This window comes from Bacillus salitolerans (genome assembly GCF_042680805.1).
Taxonomy (GTDB): domain Bacteria; phylum Bacillota; class Bacilli; order Bacillales; family SA4; genus Bacillus_CJ; species Bacillus_CJ salitolerans.
Window position 1 is genome coordinate 590,189 of sequence record NZ_JBHUEM010000003.1, and the last position, 20,989, is coordinate 611,177.

Genomic DNA, 20,989 nt, shown 5'->3' on the forward strand with positions numbered 1-20,989 from the left:
CTTTGGAAAAAGTGAAAGTGTTAGTTGTAGATGACTCAGCATTTATGAGAAAATTAATCACTAGTTTTCTTGAAGAAGATCAAAGATTCGAAATTGTCGGAATTGCCCGGAATGGCCAAGATGCGGTTCAAAAGGCGAAACTGGTTTCTCCAGACGTCATAACAATGGATGTTGAAATGCCTATTTTAAATGGGATTGAAGCACTTCAAGAGATCATGAAATCAAATCCTATACCCGTTGTGATGCTTTCTAGCACAACTAAGGAAGGTGCAGAGAACACCATGCTTGCATTCCAGTATGGTGCAGTAGATTTTATCACCAAACCTTCTGGGGCTATTTCACTAGATCTTCATAAAGTAAAGGATGATATTCTTGAGAAGGTTTATTATGCTTCAAAGGTAAAACAAGAGAAATTACGCCGATATTCGGAGCCTCTGAAAACATCTATACCATATGTAGAAAATTGTAGTAAAATAGATAATAAGGAAAAAGTACTTAGGAAATTTGAATCAAAAAAGAAACTAGTTTGTATTGGAACATCAACAGGTGGACCGAGGGCATTACAACAAGTCATCACAAATTTACCAAAAGACATTGATGCCCCTATCTTAATTGTCCAACATATGCCTCCTGGATTTACAAAGTCATTGGCTTCAAGGCTAGACTCACTAAGTTTACTTGAAGTGAAGGAAGCAGAAGATGGAGAAATTATTCAAAATGGTGTTGCTTACATTGCACCGGGTGGCTTCCACCTTAAAGTAAGGAAAGTCGGTGCCTCATTAGCTGTTCAATTAGAGCAAACACCACCTAAGAATGGGCATCGTCCATCGGTAGATGTCATGTTTGAATCTATCAGTAAAATACCAGATTACGGTAAAATTGCTGTCATCATGACAGGGATGGGGTCTGATGGAACGGAGGGTTTGAAAACTATGAAATCATCAGGTGATGTACAATGTATCGCTGAATCTGAGGATACTTCCATCGTTTTCGGAATGCCTAAATCTGCAATTGCAAGTCAAATGGTTGATTATGTAACGAACCTTGACGAAATCTCAACACAAATAACTAAACTGCTGCTAAAGTAAGGGGTGCTTCGAGTATGGAAATGAGTCAATATTTGGAAGTGTTTATTGAAGAAAGTAAGGAACATTTACAAGCTGTTAATGATCACCTATTAGAATTAGAGAAAAACCCTACTAATCTATCAATTGTAAATGAAATCTTCCGATCAGCACATACGTTAAAAGGTATGTCAGCTACAATGGGTTATGAAGATTTAGCCAGCCTCACTCACCAAATGGAAAATGTATTAGATGGAATTCGTAATAATAAAATTAATGTAACACCGGGAATTTTAGATGTAGTTTTTCAGTCTGTTGACCATTTGGAAGAAATGGTCCTATCGATTGCCTCGGGTGGGGACGGAAAAAAAGATGTAAAAGATGTTGTAGTTAAATTAAAAATGATTGAAGAAGGAAAACAGCCTCAATCAGCTAATACAACAGAGACTAGCACAGAACAAGAAGGACAAACTAATACTGGTGCAACTTCTACCTCTGTTCCAAGTCAAGAGTATGATGAGTTTGAATTAACTGTTATTCAGCAATCTAAAGAACAAGGTTTTGAGGCGTTCGAAATTGAGGTTGAACTTAGAGAAGATTGTTTATTAAAAGCAGCTCGAGTATTTATGGTTTTTGAAATTCTTGAGCAACTTGGAGAAGTCATTAAATCTAACCCTTCAGTTGATTTACTTGAGGATGAAAAATTTGATCACCTCTTTACCGTTACGGTTGTGTCAAAGGAGACAGCAGATGACATTCAAAGTAAAGTACTAAAAGTGTCTGAAATTCATCACGTAAAGGTTCAAGCTATAAATCTAGGAAGTAATCGTTCTTCAATTTCTGAAGATTCCAAACAAGAAGAACAAACAATTACGAAAGTTGAATCGTCTGAAGTTGTGGAGTCTACTAAAAAGCAAACTACAACTAAAGAAGCAACCGTTAGCAATAAAACGATTAGGGTAAATATTGAAAGACTGGACGTATTAATGAATCTATTTGAAGAATTAGTCATTGATAGAGGAAGATTAGAACAGATTTCTAATGAACTCAACAATGCGGAGCTTCATGAAACAGTTGAGAGAATGACTAGAATATCGGGAGACCTTCAAAATATCATTTTGAATATGAGAATGGTTCCAGTAGAAACGGTCTTTAATCGCTTCCCTAGAATGGTTCGCCAATTAGCAAGAGATTTAGGAAAACAAATTGATTTGCAGGTAGTAGGAGCTGAAACAGAGCTTGACCGAACGGTTATCGACGAAATCGGAGATCCTCTTGTTCACTTAATTAGAAATGCATTAGATCATGGGATTGAGATGCCAGAAGTAAGAAGAAAGAATGGAAAGAAAGAAGAAGGAACTGTCATATTAAAAGCTTACCATAGTGGAAATCATGTCTTCATTGAAATTGAAGATGACGGTGGCGGAATTAGTCGTGATAAGGTTCTAAAGAAAGCAATCAGTAATGGAATCGTTTCAGAGCAAAGTGCAGCTACTTTATCTGATAAACAAGTATATGAACTTATCCTTGCATCTGGTTTTTCTACAGCTGAAACCATATCAGATATTTCAGGTCGCGGTGTAGGTCTTGATGTTGTTAAGAATACGATTGAATCACTCGGAGGTTCTATTACAATCGATTCTACTTTAGGGGAAGGCACAACGTTCTCCATTCAGCTTCCATTAACATTATCCATTATTTCAGTTATGTTAGTTGAACTACAAAGAGAAAAATTTGCGATCCCTTTATCTTCGATTATTGAAACAGCTATTGTTAAAAAAGAAGATATCCTAAATGCACATAATCAAAAAGTAATTGATTTTAGAGGTAAAGTTGTACCTTTAGTATATTTAAACGATATTTTCGAAGTACCTGTTTACGAACAAGGAGATCAATTCTTATCAGTTGTCATTGTTCGTAAAGGAGATAAGATGGCAGGATTAGTTGTAGATTCCTTCATCGGACAACAAGAAGTTGTATTAAAATCACTAGGAAATTACTTAACGTCTGTATTTGCAATCTCAGGAGCAACGATTTTAGGAGATGGACAAGTTGCTTTAATTGTGGATTGTAATGCATTAATTAAGTAAATTGAAGGGAGGATTATAAATGATTGAAATGGCTCAACAAGAGATAAAAGTGATTGTATTTCAATTATCAGATGAGGAATATGGGATACCAGTACAACAGGTAAGATCAATTGAAAAGGTACAACATATTACAAGAGTTCCTCGTACAGCGCCTTTTGTTAAAGGGGTTATAAACTTACGAGGTGTAGTTACGCCAATCATTGACTTAAGAACTCGTTTCTCACTTGGAGAGAAAGAGTATTCTGACTCTACTAGGATCATTATTGTTGCACTTGAAAATATGGAAGTTGGGCTCATTGTTGATGCTGCAAATGACGTAATTGATATTAAAGCAGATGCAGTTGAACCACCTCCAGAGGTGGTAGGAGCAGTTGAGGCTGATTATATAAAAGGTGTCGCTAAGGTAGGGAAGCGTCTATTAATCTTATTAAATCTAGATCATGTTCTTAATTCGGACGATTTGAAAGAAATAAAATAAAGGAAAATGTATCAATGTCTTTTTTAGAGAAAATAAATTCTACACATATTGATATCCTAAAAGAGGTTGGGAATATAGGAGCAGGGCATGCAGCAACTGCTCTTTCTCGCCTGTTAAATAAAAAAATAGATATGAAGGTTCCAGATGTGAAGATTGCTTCATTTAATGAAATGATGGACTTAATTGGTGGACCTGAGAATGTCGTAGCAAGTGTATTTTTAAGGGTTGAGGGGGATGCCCCTGGGAGTATGTTCTTTATATTATCCCTTGAACAAGCCTCTCATTTTATTCAATATTTAACAAATGATCCATCTTTTTCAATGGAAATACTGCCTTATCCAGAATTAGCAACATCAGCCCTTCAGGAACTAGGTAATATCCTTTCTGGATCATATTTATCTTCCTTTTCAGATTTTACAGGGTTAAATTTATATCCATCTGTTCCGGCAATAAGTATTGATATGATTGGCGCAATTATTAGTTATGGGTTAGTTGAGCTTTCACATGAAGGTGACTTAGCCATTGTCATTGATACAGCTTTTCAAGAAGAGGATCAGCCTATAACAGATAGTGTTAAAGGTCATTTTTTCTATCTTCCAGACCCAGAATCATTTCAGAAAATATTTAAGGCACTAGGGGTACAGGATGATGAATGAGATTTCTCAAGTTGTTAAAGTTGGAATTGCAGATATGAATATAGTTAAACCACCATGTGTTATTAGAACCTCTGGACTAGGTTCTTGTGTTGGGGTAGTCATATATGATGCAACAAACTGTATTGCTGGTATGGTGCATGTTATGTTACCAGACTCCTCTTTAACTAAAGGAGGAACTATTAATATTGCTAAATTTGCAGATACTGGAATTGAAGCATTAATTAATTTAATCGTAAAGGCAGGAGGAAGCAGGCAATTATTAAAGGCGAAAATGGCTGGGGGTGCTCAAATGTTTCAATTTACTTCGGGGAATGAATTAATGCGAATTGGACCTAGAAATGTTGAAGCAGTTAAGAGCGAGCTAGATAAATTTAATATAAAAATAGTGGCTGAAGATACAGGTGGAAACAGTGGTCGTACAATTGAATTTAACCCATGCAACACAGAATTAACCATTAGAACCGTAAACCAGGGAGTTTCAATACTTTAATGGCTGGGACGTGGGTATTTAATTTATTTTTCGCGTTTTTTGGATTTGCCTTGGTTTTTGTCTCTTCCTTTGCCCAAAATAGCTTTTTCACTTCTGTCTATCGCGGTTTTTTTGCATCTATTTTTTTCTTCCTCATCGCCTATTTTTTTAGATGGATGGTCTATTTTATTTTACTTGAACCACAGAGCAATGCAGATAAGCATGATGATAGTGATGTTGAATTAGATTCTGAAACGAATGAGAATCTAAGAGAAAACGAACATGTATATCAAGCTCCAGAGGCTTTAAGTGATGATGAAGCAAAGCTTGCTTCTCAATATATAAAAGAGTTACTTAACGAAAAGGATTAAATTCTAAACGTACGTGAAGAATTTTGATTATTATGGTGGATAATGTATAGTAAGATATGGCTTCACTGATAAAGAGAGATCTATACCGGCATGAAGAGGAGGATTGTTATGACTCAAATTACTTCAAATGAGGATCAAGTATACTGGCAAAAATGGGTAGATACGCGTGATTCTCATGCTGGTGACTCATTGATGAGGATATATATGCCACTTGTTCATTATCACGTCCAACGAATTGCTGTTGGACTACCCAAAAATGTTAGTAAGGATGAGTTAATCAGTCTCGGTATGTTAGGGTTATATGATGCGCTTGAAAAGTTTGATCCTTCTCGAGACCTGAAATTTGATACGTATGCTTCATTTCGGATTCGAGGAGCTATTATTGATGGTTTAAGGAAAGAAGATTGGCTTCCTAGAAGTTCAAGAGAGAAGACGAAAAGAGTAGATTCAGTCATTGAAAAGCTTGAACAAAAGTATATGCGGACGGTGACAGCAAAGGAAATTGGCGAAGAACTTGGGATGTCAGAAGATGAAGTAAATCAGACGGTTACAGAAGGATTTTTCGCGAATATTCTTTCGCTTGATGATGGTCTAAAAGAAACTGATGAATCAAAGGATGCCCCAAAGTTTACAATTAAAGATGAAAAAACCCTTACACCTGAAGAAAAAATGTTAAAGGATGAAATGATTAAAAAACTTGTGACAGGGATTGAACAACTCAATGAAAAAGAACAATTAGTCATTAGTCTGTTTTACAAGGAAGAACTAACTTTAACAGAGATTGGAAGCGTTATGGGGTTATCAACTTCAAGAATTTCACAAATTCACTCAAAAGCTTTATTTAAAATGAAAAAAATATTAGATCATTTATATTCATAAATTGTGATAATTCATCTAATGTTTTAGCATATAGTGATGTTAAGATCATTACTATTCAATTAAAAGGAAGTGAATGAAATTGAGTTTGAAATTAGTTGAGCTTCAGGTAGCGCTTCCAAGAACACAAATTGTAGGGAAAATTCACGATCAAATGGAACATCGTGGCCAAGTCATGCAGGAAAATATAGTGGCTTCAAAATTGAAAGAAGAAGATCGAAAGCGAAAGCAAGTACAAAAGAATGACCAAAAAGAAAAATCATCTTTAAAATCTGAGGATGGCACATCAAATTCCACTCATTATCTTCCTTTAGAAGCAGAGGACAAGAAGCAAGTCTTTCAAAAACAACAGCACCCTTATAAAGGGAAATCGATTGATATAAGTGGGTAAGGAGTGTTTATGAATACTTTTTTACTAGTTATTAGTTTCATCCTTCATGCAATTTCTTTCTTAATCATTGTCCTTCTATTTTACAAATTAGAGCAGACTAAAAGTATAGAACGAAAGCAAGAGGCCATGATGAAAGATATGGAAAACTTGCTTTCTTCGTATGTAATGGAGATGAAAGAAGAAAACGAGACGTTTCTAAGGATGGTTAGTCAAGAAAATCATCAAAACGCAAATAACTATCTCCAATCGGCTAAGCCCCCTATTGTTCAAGAGCAGGAAACTGTTCTATCAAAAATCGACCAGACAGAACAGCAGCTTTCGAATGAGGTTCTCCAAGACCTACTTCCTAAATATGAACAAGAGGCAAATACCCTCTTGCAAGCTGTACAAGAGTCAAAGGAAATTGATAGAATCAATAAACTTCCTATTCAAGAACAAGCAAAAATCTTACATAACCAAGGGCTTTCTATTGAGGAAATTGCAAAGAAACTGAGCAAAGGAAAGACCGAAATTGAGCTTTACTTAAAATTCTATTCCTAGTTTGATAAATCTAGCTTGATTATGGGTTTTTGTTATGTTATATTATTTCTTGGTGTTAATTACACACGCTTATTGATTTGGACAAAGGTGCTGCCATGCAGTCTTGTTCAAATATGATATAGGCGGAGGAACAAAAAACCATTTAGGAGGAAACACAACATGTCAGTAATCTCAATGAAGCAATTGCTTGAAGCTGGTGTTCACTTCGGTCACCAAACTCGCCGTTGGAACCCAAAAATGAAGAAGTACATTTTCACAGAGCGTAACGGGATTTATATTATCGATCTTCAAAAAACTGTGAAAAAAGTTGAAGAAGCTTATAACTTTGTTAAAGAACTAGCTGCAAACGGTGGAACTATGCTATTTGTTGGTACAAAAAAGCAAGCACAAGATGCTGTTAAAGAAGAAGCAGAGCGCGCAGGTATGTACTATGTGAACCAACGTTGGTTAGGTGGTACTCTAACAAACTTTGAAACAATTCAAAAGCGTATTAAGCGTCTTCGTGACATCGAAAAAATGCAAGAAGATGGAACTTTTGAAGTTCTTCCAAAGAAAGAAGTTATTAACTTAAAGAAGGAATTAGAGCGTCTTGAAAAATTCCTAGGCGGAATTAAAGACATGAAGCAAATTCCTGATGCACTATTTATTATCGATCCTCGTAAAGAGCGTATCGCAGTTGCAGAAGCACACAAATTAAACATTCCAATCGTAGGTATCGTTGATACAAACTGTGATCCGGATGAAATTGATGTAGTTATCCCTGCAAACGATGATGCGATTCGTGCTGTTAAGCTACTAACTGCAAAGATTGCTGATGCAATCCTTGAAGCTAAACAAGGTGAAGAGACAGCTACAACAACTGCTTAAGTTTATGTGAAGGTGATAAGAGGGATGAAAGCCTTTTTATCACCTTTTTTAAGGAAAGATATAAGATTTAATTTATTTATATTCGGCTATATTAATAAATAGCCCGAACAACTTTGTACATATTGCTTATGTTAATTAAAAGGAGGAAATAACAATGGCTATCACAGCTCAAATGGTAAAGGAACTTCGTGAAAAAACTGGTGCTGGAATGATGGATTGTAAGAAGGCATTAACAGAAACTGATGGAGATATGGAAAAGGCAGTTGATTTCCTACGTGAAAAAGGAATTGCAAAGGCTGCTAAAAAGTCGGACCGTATCGCTGCTGAAGGTACATCATATATCGAGGTGATGGGGAATGAAGCGGTCATTTTAGAAGTAAACTCTGAAACAGACTTCGTTGCAAAAAATGAAGGCTTTCAAACATTAACAAAAGAATTAGCTTCACATATATTAAAGAATAAGCCGGCTACTGCTGAAGACGCTTTAGAACAAAAAATGGACAATGGTGCAACTGTATCTGAACATATTAACTCTGCTATTGCTAAAATTGGTGAAAAGTTAACACTTCGCCGTTTCACTGTGGCAACTAAAGGTGACAATGATGCATTTGGCGCCTACTTACACATGGGTGGACGTATTGGTGTGTTAACAGTTCTTGAAGGAACAACTGATGAGTCAGTTGCTAAAGATGTAGCGATGCACATTGCAGCTGTAAATCCAAAATATATTGACCGTGATGCTGTAACACAAGAAGAGATTGATCGTGAGCGTGAAGTACTTACTCAACAAGCTTTAAACGAAGGTAAACCAGAAAATATTGTAGCTAAAATGGTAGAAGGACGCCTTGGAAAGTACTTTGAAGAAATCTGCTTATTAGACCAAAGTTTCGTAAAGGATCCTGACCAAAAGGTTCGCAAATTTGTTGAGAGCAAAGGTGCTACAGTAAAAAGCTTTGTTCGTTACGAAGTTGGTGAAGGTATCGAAAAGCGTCAAGACAACTTCGCTGAAGAAGTAATGAGTCAAGTAAACAAGTAAAATAAAACAGCAAAAGATGCTTGTTGCCTTATAGATAATTATTTAATTATCAATAGCCCCTATTATGTAATAGAATTTTACCCTCATGGGATGAATGGGTTATTGGGTAAACTAGTCACTAATGCTAGAAAAACAAAAAGATAGGGGACACAATTGTGTTCCCTCTTTTTAAAGCATCTAATGGCGTATATAAAGCGAACATATATTAAGTGTTAATAATTTACTTGTTTACAGGAGGTAACGATGAGTACTGCAAAATATAAGCGGGTAGTATTAAAGCTAAGTGGAGAGGCTTTAGCAGGTGAGCAAGGATTTGGAATTACCCCATCTATTATTCAATCCATTGCAAAACAAGTTAAGGAGATTGCCCTGATGGGTGTTGAGGTCGCCGTAGTTGTTGGTGGTGGAAATATATGGCGTGGTAAAGCTGGAAGTGATATGGGGATGGATCGAGCAACAGCAGATTATATGGGAATGCTTGCAACCGTAATGAACTCTTTAGCATTGCAAGACAGCCTAGAGAATCTAGGTATTCAAACACGAGTACAAACATCAATAGAAATGCGACAAGTCGCTGAGCCATACATACGTAGAAAAGCAATTAGACATCTCGAAAAAAAACGTGTTGTTATTTTTGCAGCTGGAACGGGTAATCCTTATTTCTCAACTGATACTACTGCTGCTTTACGTGCAGCTGAAATAGAGGCAGAAGTGATTTTGATGGCAAAAAATAATGTGGATGGTGTTTATAGTGCTGACCCATCTATTGATAAAAATGCGGTAAAATACGAGAGCTTGTCATACTTAGATGTCTTGAAAGAAGGACTAGCTGTAATGGATTCTACTGCTTCATCACTGTGTATGGACAATGATATTCCTTTAATTGTTTTCTCTATTATGGAAGAAGGTAACATTATGCGTGCTGTTTTAGGTGAAAATATTGGAACTTTAGTGAGGGGGAAATAACAATGTCACAACAAGTTATTAATAATGCTAAGGAAAAGATGGACAAAGCTATTCAAGCTTTTCAGCGTGAACTCGCTACCCTGCGCGCTGGTCGTGCAAATGCATCTCTTTTAGACCGTGTAACGGTTGATTATTATGGGGCTCCGACACCAGTAAACCAACTAGCTTCTGTGAATGTTCCAGAAGCACGTATGTTAGTTATTACTCCATATGATAAGTCAGCTTTAGGAGAAATTGAAAAAGCAATTTTAAAATCGGATCTAGGATTAAATCCATCAAATGATGGTTCCATTATCCGCATTACAATCCCTGCTCTTACAGAAGAACGTCGAGTTGAATTAACAAAACTTGTAAGAAAATATGCTGAAGATGCAAAGGTTGCTGTTCGTAATGTTCGTCGTGATGCTAACGATGACTTGAAGAAATTGGAGAAGAACGGTGAAATAACTGAAGATGAACTACGAAGCTTAACAGATGATATTCAAAAAGAAACAGATAATCATATTGCGAAGATTGATACTGTTGCAAAAGAAAAAGAAAAAGAAATTATGGCAGTTTAAGCCAAAAGACGATAAAATGATAATGAATAGACCCTCTATTTATAGGGGGTCTTTTTCATAGATGTTACATAATTGCGAGATACTTTCAATAAACTTCTATATGTATATATATGTTGCTCGTTCCATAGTAATCAGTTTTGGTCAAAAGTATTTTTGAACTGAGGTTAACCTTTGATTATAATGGTAATGATGGGGGATAAGAGAATGCTTGAAAAACTTAAATTGTGGAATAACAAAAAAACAACAACAGGGACAATATTTACAAAAGAGGAAGTATTGTCAAAAACGATTCCTAAACATATTGCCATTATAATGGATGGAAATGGACGTTGGGCTAAAAAACGCGCCCTTCCAAGGGTAGCTGGTCATCATGAAGGAATGAAGGTAGTAAGGCGGATTACAAGACTAGCAAATGAACTAGGGATAGAAGTATTAACCCTTTACGCATTTTCGACTGAAAATTGGAAGCGTCCCAAAACTGAGGTAGATTACTTAATGAAACTTCCAGAGGAATTTTTAGGAACCTTTTTACCTGAATTAATTGAGGAAAATGTACAAGTACAAACAATTGGTAATCGAAAGGAAATTCCGTTACATACACGTAATGCAATCGAACGTGCTATGAAAGATACAGCACAAAATAACGGACTTATTTTAAATTTTGCGTTAAATTATGGGTCCCGTGATGAGATCGTTCAAGCTGTAAAAAAAATTGCAGATGATGTAAAGTCAGGTCTTCTAGATCATCATGAGATTAATGAAGAAACTATTGAAAAATGTCTCATGACCTCCCATATTCAGGATCCGGATTTATTAATACGTACAAGTGGTGAGATTAGATTAAGCAATTTTATGCTATGGCAGCTTGCATATACTGAATTTTGGTTTACGGATGTGCTATGGCCAGATTTTTCCGAGGAAGAATTTCTACGGGCAATTGGTGAGTTTCAGCATAGAGGCCGGAGGTTTGGAGGAGTATAAAAGGTGATGAATTTAATATGATGCAACGAATTTTAACAGCAATTTTAGCAGCAGCGGTATTTTTGCCATTTGTCATAATCGGTGGATTACCTTTAACCTTATTTGTGTATGTGTTGGCAACAGTCGCACTGTTTGAATTATTAAGAATGAAACAAATATCGTTGCAAACATTTCCAGGTGTTTTGAGTTTATTATTATTGTGGCTCCTATTATTTCCAGGGCAGTCCATCGATTTTTTATCAGAAGTAAATATATCAAAGGCTGAGGTTGCATTGCTTGCCTTAGTATTTTTATTATCTTATACGGTCATTACGAAAAATAAATTCACATTCGATGATGCAGGGTTTGTCATGCTATCAACTATTTACATCGGAATAGGATTTTATTACTTTATAGCAACAAGTGACAAAGGGTTACATTACTTATTTTTTGCTATGTTCGTTATCTGGGCAACAGACTCAGGTGCTTATTTTATTGGTAGAGCTATGGGAAAGAGAAAGCTATGGCCAGAAATAAGCCCGAATAAAACAGTGGAAGGTTCAGTAGGAGGAGTAATTTGTGCCCTTGGTGTTGCGTTCATTTTTCAAGCCTTTTTCCCCATCAATGACTCTTTTCTGAAAATGATTGTAATTACAATCCTTCTATCTATATTTGGTCAAATGGGAGACTTAGTTGAATCAGCGTTAAAGAGACACTATCATGTGAAGGATTCAGGGACCATATTACCTGGTCACGGGGGAATCTTAGACCGATTTGATAGCCTACTTTTTGTGTTACCAATCTTTCATTTCCTTCAATTTGTATAATTGGGAACATAAATGTGAGGAGTTTAATAATATGAAAAAAATTAGTTTGCTCGGAGGTACTGGGTCAATAGGCACACAGACAGCAGATTTAGTAAGGTTACATCCAGAGCATTTTCAAATAGTTTCAATGTCCTTTGGTCGTAATATAGAATTAGGACTTAAAATGATTCATGAGTTTAAACCTAGTCTAGTCTCTGTTTTAACAAAAGAGGATAGAGACAAAATCGTTCATCATGTTCCCCATACAACAAAGCTTGTATATGGAGAAGAAGGTGTAATTGAAGTTGCAACTAAACAAAATGCAGATATTGTGGTCAATGCTCTTTTAGGAAGTGTAGGTTTAATACCAACTCTTGAAGCCATTAAGATGAAGAAAACCATTGCGATTGCCAATAAAGAAACATTAGTTACTGCTGGACATCTTGTGATGGGTCTTGCAAAAGCGCATAATGTTTCCATTTTACCTGTTGATAGTGAACATTCTGCTATTTTTCAATCATTAGTTGGACAAGATATCACAAAGATTAACCGGCTCATACTAACAGCTTCTGGAGGTAGTTTTCGGGATAAGACTAGAGAAGAGCTAAAGGGCGTGTCGGTGGAGGCAGCTTTATCTCATCCAAACTGGTCGATGGGTGCAAAGATAACCATTGATTCTGCGACCATGATGAACAAGGGATTAGAGGTAATTGAAGCAAGGTGGCTTTTTGATATACCATATGAGAAAATTGATGTAATTTTACATAAAGAGAGTATTATTCATTCTATGGTTGAATATGATGACACAAGTGTGATTGCACAGCTTGGAACACCAGACATGAGAGTTCCGATTCAGTATGCATTAACCTATCCAAAACGATTAAAATTCCCACAAGGAAAAATATTAAATCTATGGGAAATGGGCTCCCTACATTTTCAAAAAATGGACTTTAGTCGCTATAGGTGTTTAGAGTATGCCTATTATGCTGGTAAAAAAGGTGGTACAATGACAACCGTTTTAAATGCAGCGAATGAAGTAGCGGTAGATGGGTTTCTTAAGGGGAAAATCTCTTTTTTACATATAGAGGAATTAATAGAAAAGGCGTTACAAGAACATCACACTATTAACGAACCGGATCTAGATACCATTCAACAAGTTGACATTGAGACAAGAGAATTTGTAACATCATTATTATCGTAAAGGTGGGTTAAAGTGAACACAATTATAGCATTCGTCATCATATTTGGTGCACTTGTATTCTTTCATGAGTTAGGTCACTTAGTATTGGCCAAAAGAGCTGGTATATTATGTAGAGAGTTTGCAATTGGCTTTGGACCAAAGGTTTTTTCATTTAAGAAAAATGAAACTGTATATACAATTAGGCTACTACCAATAGGTGGCTTTGTAAGAATGGCTGGGGATGATCCTGAAGTAATCGAAGTAAAACCAGGGTATCATGTTGGGTTAATATTCAATCATAACGGTGAGGTAGCAAAGCTTATCATCAATAATAAGGATAAATACCCTGATGCGAAAATAATAGAAGTTGAGCAAGCGGATCTGGAAAAACAATTATGGATATCTGGATACGAACAGGATAACGATAGCCTTGAGCGATTTAAGGTCCATGAAAAAGCTTCTCTTGTAGTTGATGGATCTGAAACTCAAATTGCACCTTACAATAGACAGTTTGGATCGAAAACACTCAGTCAAAGAACACTAGCGATTCTAGCTGGTCCAGTGATGAATTTTTTATTAGCCTTCGTTGTATTCTTTTTGCTGGGCTTAATACAAGGCACACCTTCAGAGGAGCCGCGCCTTGGGGAACTTGTATCTGGCAAACCTGCTGCAGAGGCAGGCTTAAAAGAAGGTGATGTAATTAAGTCTGTAGATGGTATTGCTGTTGATTCATGGCAAGATATTGTTCAGATCATACAGCAACATCCAGAAGAGGAACTTGTTCTCACTTTCGAAAGAGCCGGTTCAACAAATCAAGTTGAAGTAGTACCTGATTTAGAATCTGATGGAACGATTACAAAAGGAGTTATCGGTGTCTATCCACCATTTGAAAAAGGGTTCGTAAGCTCAATTGTGCACGGAGCAACAGATACGGTGTATTGGACAAAGACGATCATTACCGGATTAGGGAAGTTAATCACGGGTCAATTTTCGATTGATATGCTATCTGGCCCTGTTGGTATATATGACGCAACAGATGAAGTCGCTCAAACAGGTGTATATAACTTAATGAGATGGGGAGCTATCTTAAGTATCAACTTAGGTATTATTAATTTGTTGCCGCTACCTGCTTTAGATGGAGGAAGACTAATGTTTTTTGCAGTAGAAGCAGTCCGCGGAAAACCAATTGATCGTCAAAAAGAGGGAATTGTCCATTTTATTGGATTTGCTCTTCTTATGCTACTAATGCTAGTTGTTACTTGGAATGATATTCAAAGAATTTTCTTTAGTTCGTAAAGAGGAAGATTGAGGTAATGTAAATGAGGTGTTCTAATTGAAGCAAAGTATGATGTTTATCCCTACTCTAAGAGAAATACCATCTGACGCAGATGTAAGAAGTCATCAGTTATTGCTACGAGCAGGATTTGTTCGTCAAAACGCAGCTGGAGTGTATAGCTTCCTTCCGCTTGGAAAGAAGGTTTTACAGAAGGTTGAGAAAATTGTAAGAGAAGAGATGGAACGTGCAGGAGCAGTAGAACTATTAATGCCTGCGCTTCAGCAAGCAGAATTATGGCAAGAATCTGGAAGATGGTATTCATATGGACCTGAAATGATGCGTATGCAAGATCGACATAACCGTGATTTTGCACTTGGACCAACACACGAGGAAATGATTACAAGCCTAGTTCGTGATGAAATCAATTCATATAAAAAACTACCGCTTACACTCTACCAAATCCAAACAAAATTTAGGGATGAAAAACGACCAAGATTTGGAATATTGCGTGGGAGGGAATTTTTGATGAAGGATGCTTATTCATTTCATGCCAATCATGAAAGTTTAGATGAGGTGTATGAAAAGCTGTTTCAGGCCTATTCGAACATCTTTTCTAGGTGTGGTTTGGACTTTAGAGCAGTCATAGCTGACTCTGGTGCAATGGGCGGTAAGGACACTCACGAATTTATGGTGCTATCAGATATTGGAGAGGATACAATTGCTTATTCTGATAGTTCTTCCTTTGCTGCTAATATCGAAATGGCACCAGTTATAGTCAATTATGAAGTGAGTCATGAAGCTGAGGCTCAGCTAGCAAAAGTTGACACACCGAACCAGCACTCTATTGAAGAAGTATCTAAATTCCTTAGTGTACCAAAAGAAAAATGTATTAAATCTATGCTTTTTAAGGTAGATGATCAATATGTTTTAGTGTTAGTTCGAGGGGATCACGAAGTTAATGATATAAAAATTAAGAACATTCTTGAGGCATCAGTGGTTGAACTAGCAACTCCTAAAGAGGCTAAAGAAGTATTAGGTTGTACGATCGGCTCATTAGGACCAGTTGGTGTACCGTCTTCAGTTTGTATATTAAGTGATCATGCAGTAAAGTTTATGGTGAACGGTATTTGCGGTGCAAACGAAGAGGGGATGCACTTTTCTGGGGTAAATCCTTTACGAGACCTAGAAAATATTCAATATGAAGATGTACGATTTATACAAGAGGGAGATCCATCTCCAGATGGAAAAGGTAAAGTTGTATTTGCCAAAGGAATAGAAGTAGGGCATGTGTTTAAATTAGGAACACGTTACAGTGAAGCGATGAATGCAACCTTCTTAGATGAAAATGGTAAGTCTAGGCCAATGATAATGGGGTGCTATGGTATTGGCGTTTCTAGAACTGTTGCCGCCATTGCAGAGCAATTTAATGATGAAAACGGTTTGGTCTGGCCGAGATCTGTTTCACCATTTGATCTTCATTTAGTACCAATTAATACGAAACAAGAAGATCAAAAAGAATTGTCGGACAAGCTATATGAATTACTTACAAAAGATTATGAAGTATTATATGATGACCGCATGGAACGACCAGGAGTTAAGTTTGCAGACTCGGATCTTATAGGTTTACCTATTCGAATCACGGTTGGAAAGCGGGCAGCAGAAGGTATCGTAGAAGTGAAGATTCGTCAAACTGGTGAGTCAATGGAAATAAATACTGAAAATCTTATCGAGACAATTGAGAAATTTATTGTAAAATAGATGTAGACAAAGAGGTACCTCTTTTTTATACGAAGAGGTACCTTTACCTATTAAATCGAAAGACGATACTAATAATTACTAGAGGTGTAAGTGATAGTCTAAAAGGGAGAGGAGTCTATCCATGACAGAACTTTCACAAGAAATGAAAGATCGTTTTCAAATCCTAGTGCAGCAATTGAAGTTAACAGAAGAAGTGCAGGATTACTTTGAGGACGCAGCAATAGAAAAATTAACTGTTCATAAACAAAGCGGTACTTGGCATTTTTCATTCATCTGGCAGAAGGTTATTCCATCAAAAATCTTTGAATTGTTTTCACATCAGTTAGTCCAAGCTTTTTCCCACATCGCAAATGTTGGGTTTACGATAAAAACTGTAGATAAAACATTCACTACTGAACAAATCAAGGACTACTGGCCCATTTGTATTGATTCTCTTGACCAAGTTTCACCTATGTTTCTACCATTATTAAAAGAGCAAGACCCTATTATTCAAGGTTCAAAAATAACGATTAAAACAAGAAATGATGCAGAAGCAGTATCAGTAAAGAAAAAATTTGGACAAGTGATTTCCATGCAATATGAAAATATGGGGTTCCCACCGTTTCAACTTGAAACAACCGTCGAATATTCAGCAGAAGAATTTGAGCGGTTTGTAGAACAAAAAGAGCAAGAGGACAGAAGTAAAGTTCTTGCTGCTATCACTGAAATGCAAAAGAAAGAGAGGGAAACTTCTTCTTCTGAAATCACTGGTCCAGTTATGATTGGATATACCATTAAAGAAGATCCAGTTAGTATTCAGTCTATACAAGAAGAGGAAAGAAGAGTTGTTATTCAAGGATATGTCTTTGATGCTGAAACGAAAGAGTTACGTAGTGGAAGACATCTATTAACCTTTAAAATTACTGACTATACAAGTTCGTTTCTAGTCAAAATGTTTTCTAGGGACAAAGAGGATATTCCGTTATTGCAGTCTATAAAAAAAGGAATGTGGCTAAAGGTTAGAGGTGGGGTACAAAACGATACGTTCGTGCGAGATTTAGTTATGATGGCTAATGACATACAAGAAATACAACCAGTAGAAAGACAGGACAATGCACCAGAAGATGAAAAGCGAGTGGAGCTCCACCTCCATTCGCCAATGAGCCAAATGGATGCTGTTACATCAGTTAGTAAGTTAATTGCACAGGCAAAAAAATGGGGACATCGAGCTATTGCTTTAACCGATCATGCTGTCGCTCAGTCTTTTCCAGAAGCGTATTCAGCTGGAAAGAAAAACGGAATAAAAGTATTATATGGTTTAGAAGCGAATCTAGTAGATGACGGTGTACCAATTGCTTACAATGAACAACATCGCTTGCTTTCTACTGATACGTTTGTTGTATTTGATGTTGAAACAACAGGTCTCTCAGCCGTATATGATACGATTATTGAACTTGCTGCTGTAAAAGTCCATGATGGTCAGGTTATTGATCGATTTGAAGCGTTTGCAAATCCTCACCATCCCCTTTCGGCTACCACAATCGAACTTACTGGTATTACTGACGATATGGTGAGAGATGCTCCTGAGGTGGCTGAAGTTGTTGAACGATTTAAAAATTGGATTGGAGATAGTGTATTAGTTGCACATAATGCTAGCTTTGATATGGGCTTTTTAAATGTGGCATACAAAAAACTAGGATATCAGAAGGCAGTTAACCCAGTTATTGATACGTTAGAATTAGCAAGATTTCTCCTACCAGATATGAAAAATCACCGCTTAAACACTTTATGTAAGAAGTTTGATATTGAGTTAACACAACATCACCGTGCAATATATGATGCTGAGGCTACAGGATACTTGCTGTTAAGACTTTTGAAAAATGCCGCTGAAATGGGCATTGAATATCATGATCAGCTGAATGAGAACATGGGAAAAGGAAACGCATATCAACGCTCACGACCTTACCATATGACAATCCTAGCTAAAAATGAAGTTGGTTTAAAAAACCTATTTAAAATAGTTTCGATATCTCATATGGATTATTATTACAGAGTTCCGAGAATCCCAAGGTCTAAATTAATGAAGCTTCGTGAAGGACTATTAATTGGATCTGCGTGTGACAAAGGCGAAGTGTTTGAAGCAATGATGCAAAAATCACCCGAAGAAGTAGAAGACATTGCACAATTTTACGATTACATTGAAGTCCATCCACCAGAGGTATATTCACATTTAATTGAACTTGACTTAGTTCATAGTCAGAATGCATTACTTGATATTATTACAAATCTTGTAAAGCTTGGAGAGAAGCTTGAAAAACCAGTAGTAGCAACAGGAAATGTGCATTACCTCCATCCAGAGGACCATATATACCGTAAAATTCTTGTAAGCTCTCAAGGGGGGGCAAACCCACTTAATAGACATAAATTACCGAAAGTTCACTTTAGAACAACCGATGAGATGTTAGAGGCCTTTTCGTTTCTTGGTACAGAAAAAGCAAAAGAAATCGTCGTAACAAATACAAATAGAATTGCAGACTCTCTAGAGGAAATCAAGCCAATTAAGGATGATCTTTATACGCCTAAAATTGAAGGAGCGGATGAAGAAATTAGAGAAATGAGTTATCAAATGGCAAGATCTATTTATGGTGAGAATCTGCCCAAAATCGTTGAGGATCGATTAGAAAAGGAACTAAAGTCGATTATCGGTCACGGGTTTGCAGTAATCTATTTAATTTCTCATAAACTCGTAAAAAAGTCACTTGATGATGGGTACCTAGTAGGATCACGTGGGTCTGTTGGATCGTCATTAGTTGCAACAATGACAGAAATTACAGAGGTAAATCCATTGCCCCCACACTATGTTTGTCCAAAATGTAAACATTCTCACTTTTTTGATGATGGCTCAATTGGTTCAGGATTCGATTTGCCAAATAAAGAATGTCCTGAATGCGGAGCTCAATATAAAAAAGATGGTCATGATATTCCATTTGAGACATTCCTTGGATTCAAAGGAGATAAAGTACCAGATATCGACTTGAATTTCTCTGGTGAATATCAACCAAGGGCTCATAATTATACGAAGGTATTGTTCGGGGAAGAGTTCGTGTATAGAGCTGGAACAATAGGAACAGTCGCTGAGAAAACAGCCTATGGCTATGTGAAGGGATATGCCAATGATCATAACTTAACAATTAGAAGTGCAGAAATTGATCGTTTAGTACAAGGTTGTACTGGTGTGAAAAGAACAACAGGTCAGCATCCTGGTGGAATAATTGTTGTACCTGACTATATGGATATATTCGATTTCTCGCCGATTCAATATCCTGCTGATGATTCATCTTCTGAATGGAAAACGACTCATTTTGATTTCCATTCAATCCATGATAATTTGTTAAAGTTAGATATTTTAGGACACGACGATCCTACGGTTATTCGTATGCTTCAAGATTTGAGTGGGATAGATCCCAAAACGATTCCAACTGATGACCCTGAAGTGATGAAAATTTTTGGAGGAACGGAATCATTAGGAGTCACACCAGAACAAATTATGTGTAAAACAGGAACATATGGAATTCCAGAGTTTGGGACAAGGTTTGTTCGTCAAATGTTGGAAGAGACAAAGCCGAATACATTTTCTGAGTTGGTCCAAATTTCAGGACTTTCTCACGGTACAGATGTTTGGCTTGGTAATGCATCTGAACTAATAGCAAATGGTACATGTACACTTAGTGAAGTGATCGGTTGTCGTGATGATATTATGGTGTATCTAATTTATAAAGGTTTAGAACCTTCTTTGGCATTTAAAATAATGGAGAGTGTTCGTAAAGGAAAAGGTCTACCAGATGAGTGGATTGAAGAAATGAAAAACAACAACGTACCAGATTGGTATATTGATTCTTGCTTAAAGATTAAATATATGTTCCCAAAAGCCCATGCTGCAGCTTACGTTTTAATGGCTGTTAGAATAGCCTATTTCAAGGTCCATCATCCAATTCTTTACTACGCAGCATATTTTACAGTTCGTGCAGATGATTTTGATGTTGAGGCGATGGTAAGAGGTTCAAATGCACTACGAGCTAAAATTGAAGAAATCAATGCAAAAGGTCTGGAAGCATCAACAAAAGAAAAAAATCTACTAACAGTTTTGGAAATTGCTTTTGAAATGTGTGAACGTGGTTTTTCATTCCAAAAGGTTGACTTATACCGTTCTAGTGCTACTGAGTTTATAGTAGAAGGAAACACTTTAATCCCACCTTTTAACGCAATACCTGGACTCGGTACGAATGCTGCTATCAATATTGTAAAAGCTAGGGAACAAGGAGAATTTTTATCAAAAGAAGACCTTCAACAGCGAAGTAAAATTTCAAAGACGGTATTAGAATATTTAGAATCACAAGGATGTTTAGAATCACTACCAGATCAAAACCAGCTTTCGCTATTTTAGGATTCATACTTTAAGTATCTATGAGTAACTTTTCTATTGTTCTAATTTGTATGACAATTAGAAGAGGATATCTTGAAGAGATAAAGGGATTGAGCAATCCAATTCTCTTCTTCAGAGATTAGCATTGTCAAGGCTCAACGTGCGAATCCACTTTTTTACTACAATTTGCATATTATAGTTGATTATGTTATAGTTACTGTGGAAATGCTATGAATAAGGGCA

The 20,989-nt window shown here is 36.5% G+C and carries 19 protein-coding genes; all 19 read left to right on the plus strand.

What is annotated here, in order from left to right; all coding sequences use genetic code 11:
* Nucleotides 1–2: 2 nt before the first annotated feature.
* Nucleotides 3–1,088, plus strand: coding sequence for a protein-glutamate methylesterase/protein-glutamine glutaminase (locus ACFSCX_RS04570; protein ID WP_377926941.1), 1,086 nt, complete (start codon nucleotides 3–5; stop codon nucleotides 1,086–1,088).
* A 14-nt stretch (nucleotides 1,089–1,102) separates the two neighbouring features.
* Entirely contained in the window at nucleotides 1,103–3,154 is a 2,052-nt protein-coding gene (locus ACFSCX_RS04575) for a chemotaxis protein CheA (RefSeq protein WP_377926942.1), read from the plus strand.
* A 19-nt stretch (nucleotides 3,155–3,173) separates the two neighbouring features.
* A complete protein-coding gene (locus ACFSCX_RS04580) occupies nucleotides 3,174–3,632 on the plus strand; it encodes a chemotaxis protein CheW (RefSeq protein ID WP_377926943.1) in 459 nt (152 codons plus the stop codon).
* Between the two features lie 14 nt (nucleotides 3,633–3,646).
* Nucleotides 3,647–4,288, plus strand: coding sequence for a chemotaxis protein CheC (locus ACFSCX_RS04585; protein WP_377926944.1), 642 nt, complete (start codon nucleotides 3,647–3,649; stop codon nucleotides 4,286–4,288).
* Nucleotides 4,281–4,778, plus strand: coding sequence for a chemotaxis protein CheD (locus tag ACFSCX_RS04590; RefSeq protein ID WP_377926945.1), 498 nt, complete (start codon nucleotides 4,281–4,283; stop codon nucleotides 4,776–4,778). The genes ACFSCX_RS04585 and ACFSCX_RS04590 overlap by 8 nt, the downstream gene beginning before the upstream one ends.
* Nucleotides 4,778–5,128: a hypothetical protein gene (locus tag ACFSCX_RS04595; protein WP_377926946.1), complete on the plus strand. Its 351-nt coding sequence runs from the start codon at nucleotides 4,778–4,780 to the stop codon at nucleotides 5,126–5,128. The genes ACFSCX_RS04590 and ACFSCX_RS04595 overlap by 1 nt, the downstream gene beginning before the upstream one ends.
* Nucleotides 5,129–5,236: 108 nt before the next feature.
* Nucleotides 5,237–6,007, plus strand: a complete 771-nt coding sequence (locus ACFSCX_RS04600; RefSeq protein WP_377926947.1) for a FliA/WhiG family RNA polymerase sigma factor — start codon at nucleotides 5,237–5,239, stop codon at nucleotides 6,005–6,007.
* A 79-nt stretch (nucleotides 6,008–6,086) separates the two neighbouring features.
* Complete coding sequence (locus ACFSCX_RS04605) at nucleotides 6,087–6,395, plus strand: hypothetical protein (RefSeq protein WP_377926948.1); 309 nt, start codon at nucleotides 6,087–6,089, stop codon at nucleotides 6,393–6,395.
* 9 nt (nucleotides 6,396–6,404) lie between these two features.
* The gene (locus ACFSCX_RS04610) at nucleotides 6,405–6,935 is read left to right on the plus strand and encodes a hypothetical protein (protein WP_377926949.1); all 531 of its coding nucleotides are present in this window, start codon (nucleotides 6,405–6,407) and stop codon (nucleotides 6,933–6,935) included.
* A gap of 159 nt (nucleotides 6,936–7,094) precedes the next feature.
* Nucleotides 7,095–7,802, plus strand: a complete 708-nt coding sequence (gene rpsB, locus ACFSCX_RS04615; protein WP_377926950.1) for a 30S ribosomal protein S2 — start codon at nucleotides 7,095–7,097, stop codon at nucleotides 7,800–7,802.
* A 154-nt stretch (nucleotides 7,803–7,956) separates the two neighbouring features.
* Nucleotides 7,957–8,838, plus strand: a complete 882-nt coding sequence (gene tsf / locus ACFSCX_RS04620) for a translation elongation factor Ts (RefSeq protein WP_377926951.1) — start codon at nucleotides 7,957–7,959, stop codon at nucleotides 8,836–8,838.
* 243 nt (nucleotides 8,839–9,081) lie between these two features.
* The gene (pyrH, locus tag ACFSCX_RS04625) at nucleotides 9,082–9,804 is read left to right on the plus strand and encodes a UMP kinase (RefSeq protein ID WP_377926952.1); all 723 of its coding nucleotides are present in this window, start codon (nucleotides 9,082–9,084) and stop codon (nucleotides 9,802–9,804) included.
* A 2-nt stretch (nucleotides 9,805–9,806) separates the two neighbouring features.
* Nucleotides 9,807–10,364, plus strand: a complete 558-nt coding sequence (frr, locus tag ACFSCX_RS04630; protein ID WP_377926953.1) for a ribosome recycling factor — start codon at nucleotides 9,807–9,809, stop codon at nucleotides 10,362–10,364.
* A 204-nt stretch (nucleotides 10,365–10,568) separates the two neighbouring features.
* Nucleotides 10,569–11,345 carry an isoprenyl transferase gene (locus tag ACFSCX_RS04635; protein WP_377926954.1) on the plus strand — a complete coding sequence of 259 codons (777 nt, stop codon included), beginning with the start codon at nucleotides 10,569–10,571 and terminating at the stop codon, nucleotides 11,343–11,345.
* Nucleotides 11,346–11,362: 17 nt separating this feature from the next.
* Complete coding sequence (locus tag ACFSCX_RS04640; RefSeq protein ID WP_377926955.1) at nucleotides 11,363–12,151, plus strand: phosphatidate cytidylyltransferase; 789 nt, start codon at nucleotides 11,363–11,365, stop codon at nucleotides 12,149–12,151.
* A 31-nt stretch (nucleotides 12,152–12,182) separates the two neighbouring features.
* Nucleotides 12,183–13,331, plus strand: coding sequence for a 1-deoxy-D-xylulose-5-phosphate reductoisomerase (locus ACFSCX_RS04645; protein ID WP_377926956.1), 1,149 nt, complete (start codon nucleotides 12,183–12,185; stop codon nucleotides 13,329–13,331).
* Nucleotides 13,332–13,343: 12 nt separating this feature from the next.
* A complete protein-coding gene (gene rseP / locus ACFSCX_RS04650) occupies nucleotides 13,344–14,606 on the plus strand; it encodes an RIP metalloprotease RseP (RefSeq protein WP_377926957.1) in 1,263 nt (420 codons plus the stop codon).
* A gap of 37 nt (nucleotides 14,607–14,643) precedes the next feature.
* Nucleotides 14,644–16,344, plus strand: a complete 1,701-nt coding sequence (locus ACFSCX_RS04655; RefSeq protein WP_377926958.1) for a proline--tRNA ligase — start codon at nucleotides 14,644–14,646, stop codon at nucleotides 16,342–16,344.
* Between the two features lie 121 nt (nucleotides 16,345–16,465).
* Nucleotides 16,466–20,767 carry a PolC-type DNA polymerase III gene (locus ACFSCX_RS04660; protein WP_377926959.1) on the plus strand — a complete coding sequence of 1,434 codons (4,302 nt, stop codon included), beginning with the start codon at nucleotides 16,466–16,468 and terminating at the stop codon, nucleotides 20,765–20,767.
* Nucleotides 20,768–20,989 lie beyond the last annotated feature (222 nt).

Bases quoted from the DNA above. Each gene is read 5' to 3' on its own strand.
- ACFSCX_RS04575 (WP_377926942.1), top strand. From the start codon at position 1,103: ATGGAAATGAGTCAATATTTGGAAGTGTTTATTGAAGAAAGTAAGGAA.
- ACFSCX_RS04580 (WP_377926943.1), top strand. From the start codon at position 3,174: ATGATTGAAATGGCTCAACAAGAGATAAAAGTGATTGTATTTCAATTA.
- ACFSCX_RS04585 (WP_377926944.1), top strand. From the start codon at position 3,647: ATGTCTTTTTTAGAGAAAATAAATTCTACACATATTGATATCCTAAAA.
- ACFSCX_RS04590 (WP_377926945.1), top strand. From the start codon at position 4,281: ATGAATGAGATTTCTCAAGTTGTTAAAGTTGGAATTGCAGATATGAAT.
- ACFSCX_RS04595 (WP_377926946.1), top strand. From the start codon at position 4,778: ATGGCTGGGACGTGGGTATTTAATTTATTTTTCGCGTTTTTTGGATTT.
- ACFSCX_RS04600 (WP_377926947.1), top strand. From the start codon at position 5,237: ATGACTCAAATTACTTCAAATGAGGATCAAGTATACTGGCAAAAATGG.
- ACFSCX_RS04610 (WP_377926949.1), top strand. From the start codon at position 6,405: ATGAATACTTTTTTACTAGTTATTAGTTTCATCCTTCATGCAATTTCT.
- rpsB (WP_377926950.1), top strand. From the start codon at position 7,095: ATGTCAGTAATCTCAATGAAGCAATTGCTTGAAGCTGGTGTTCACTTC.
- tsf (WP_377926951.1), top strand. From the start codon at position 7,957: ATGGCTATCACAGCTCAAATGGTAAAGGAACTTCGTGAAAAAACTGGT.
- pyrH (WP_377926952.1), top strand. From the start codon at position 9,082: ATGAGTACTGCAAAATATAAGCGGGTAGTATTAAAGCTAAGTGGAGAG.
- frr (WP_377926953.1), top strand. From the start codon at position 9,807: ATGTCACAACAAGTTATTAATAATGCTAAGGAAAAGATGGACAAAGCT.
- ACFSCX_RS04635 (WP_377926954.1), top strand. From the start codon at position 10,569: ATGCTTGAAAAACTTAAATTGTGGAATAACAAAAAAACAACAACAGGG.
- ACFSCX_RS04640 (WP_377926955.1), top strand. From the start codon at position 11,363: ATGATGCAACGAATTTTAACAGCAATTTTAGCAGCAGCGGTATTTTTG.
- ACFSCX_RS04645 (WP_377926956.1), top strand. From the start codon at position 12,183: ATGAAAAAAATTAGTTTGCTCGGAGGTACTGGGTCAATAGGCACACAG.
- ACFSCX_RS04660 (WP_377926959.1), top strand. From the start codon at position 16,466: ATGACAGAACTTTCACAAGAAATGAAAGATCGTTTTCAAATCCTAGTG.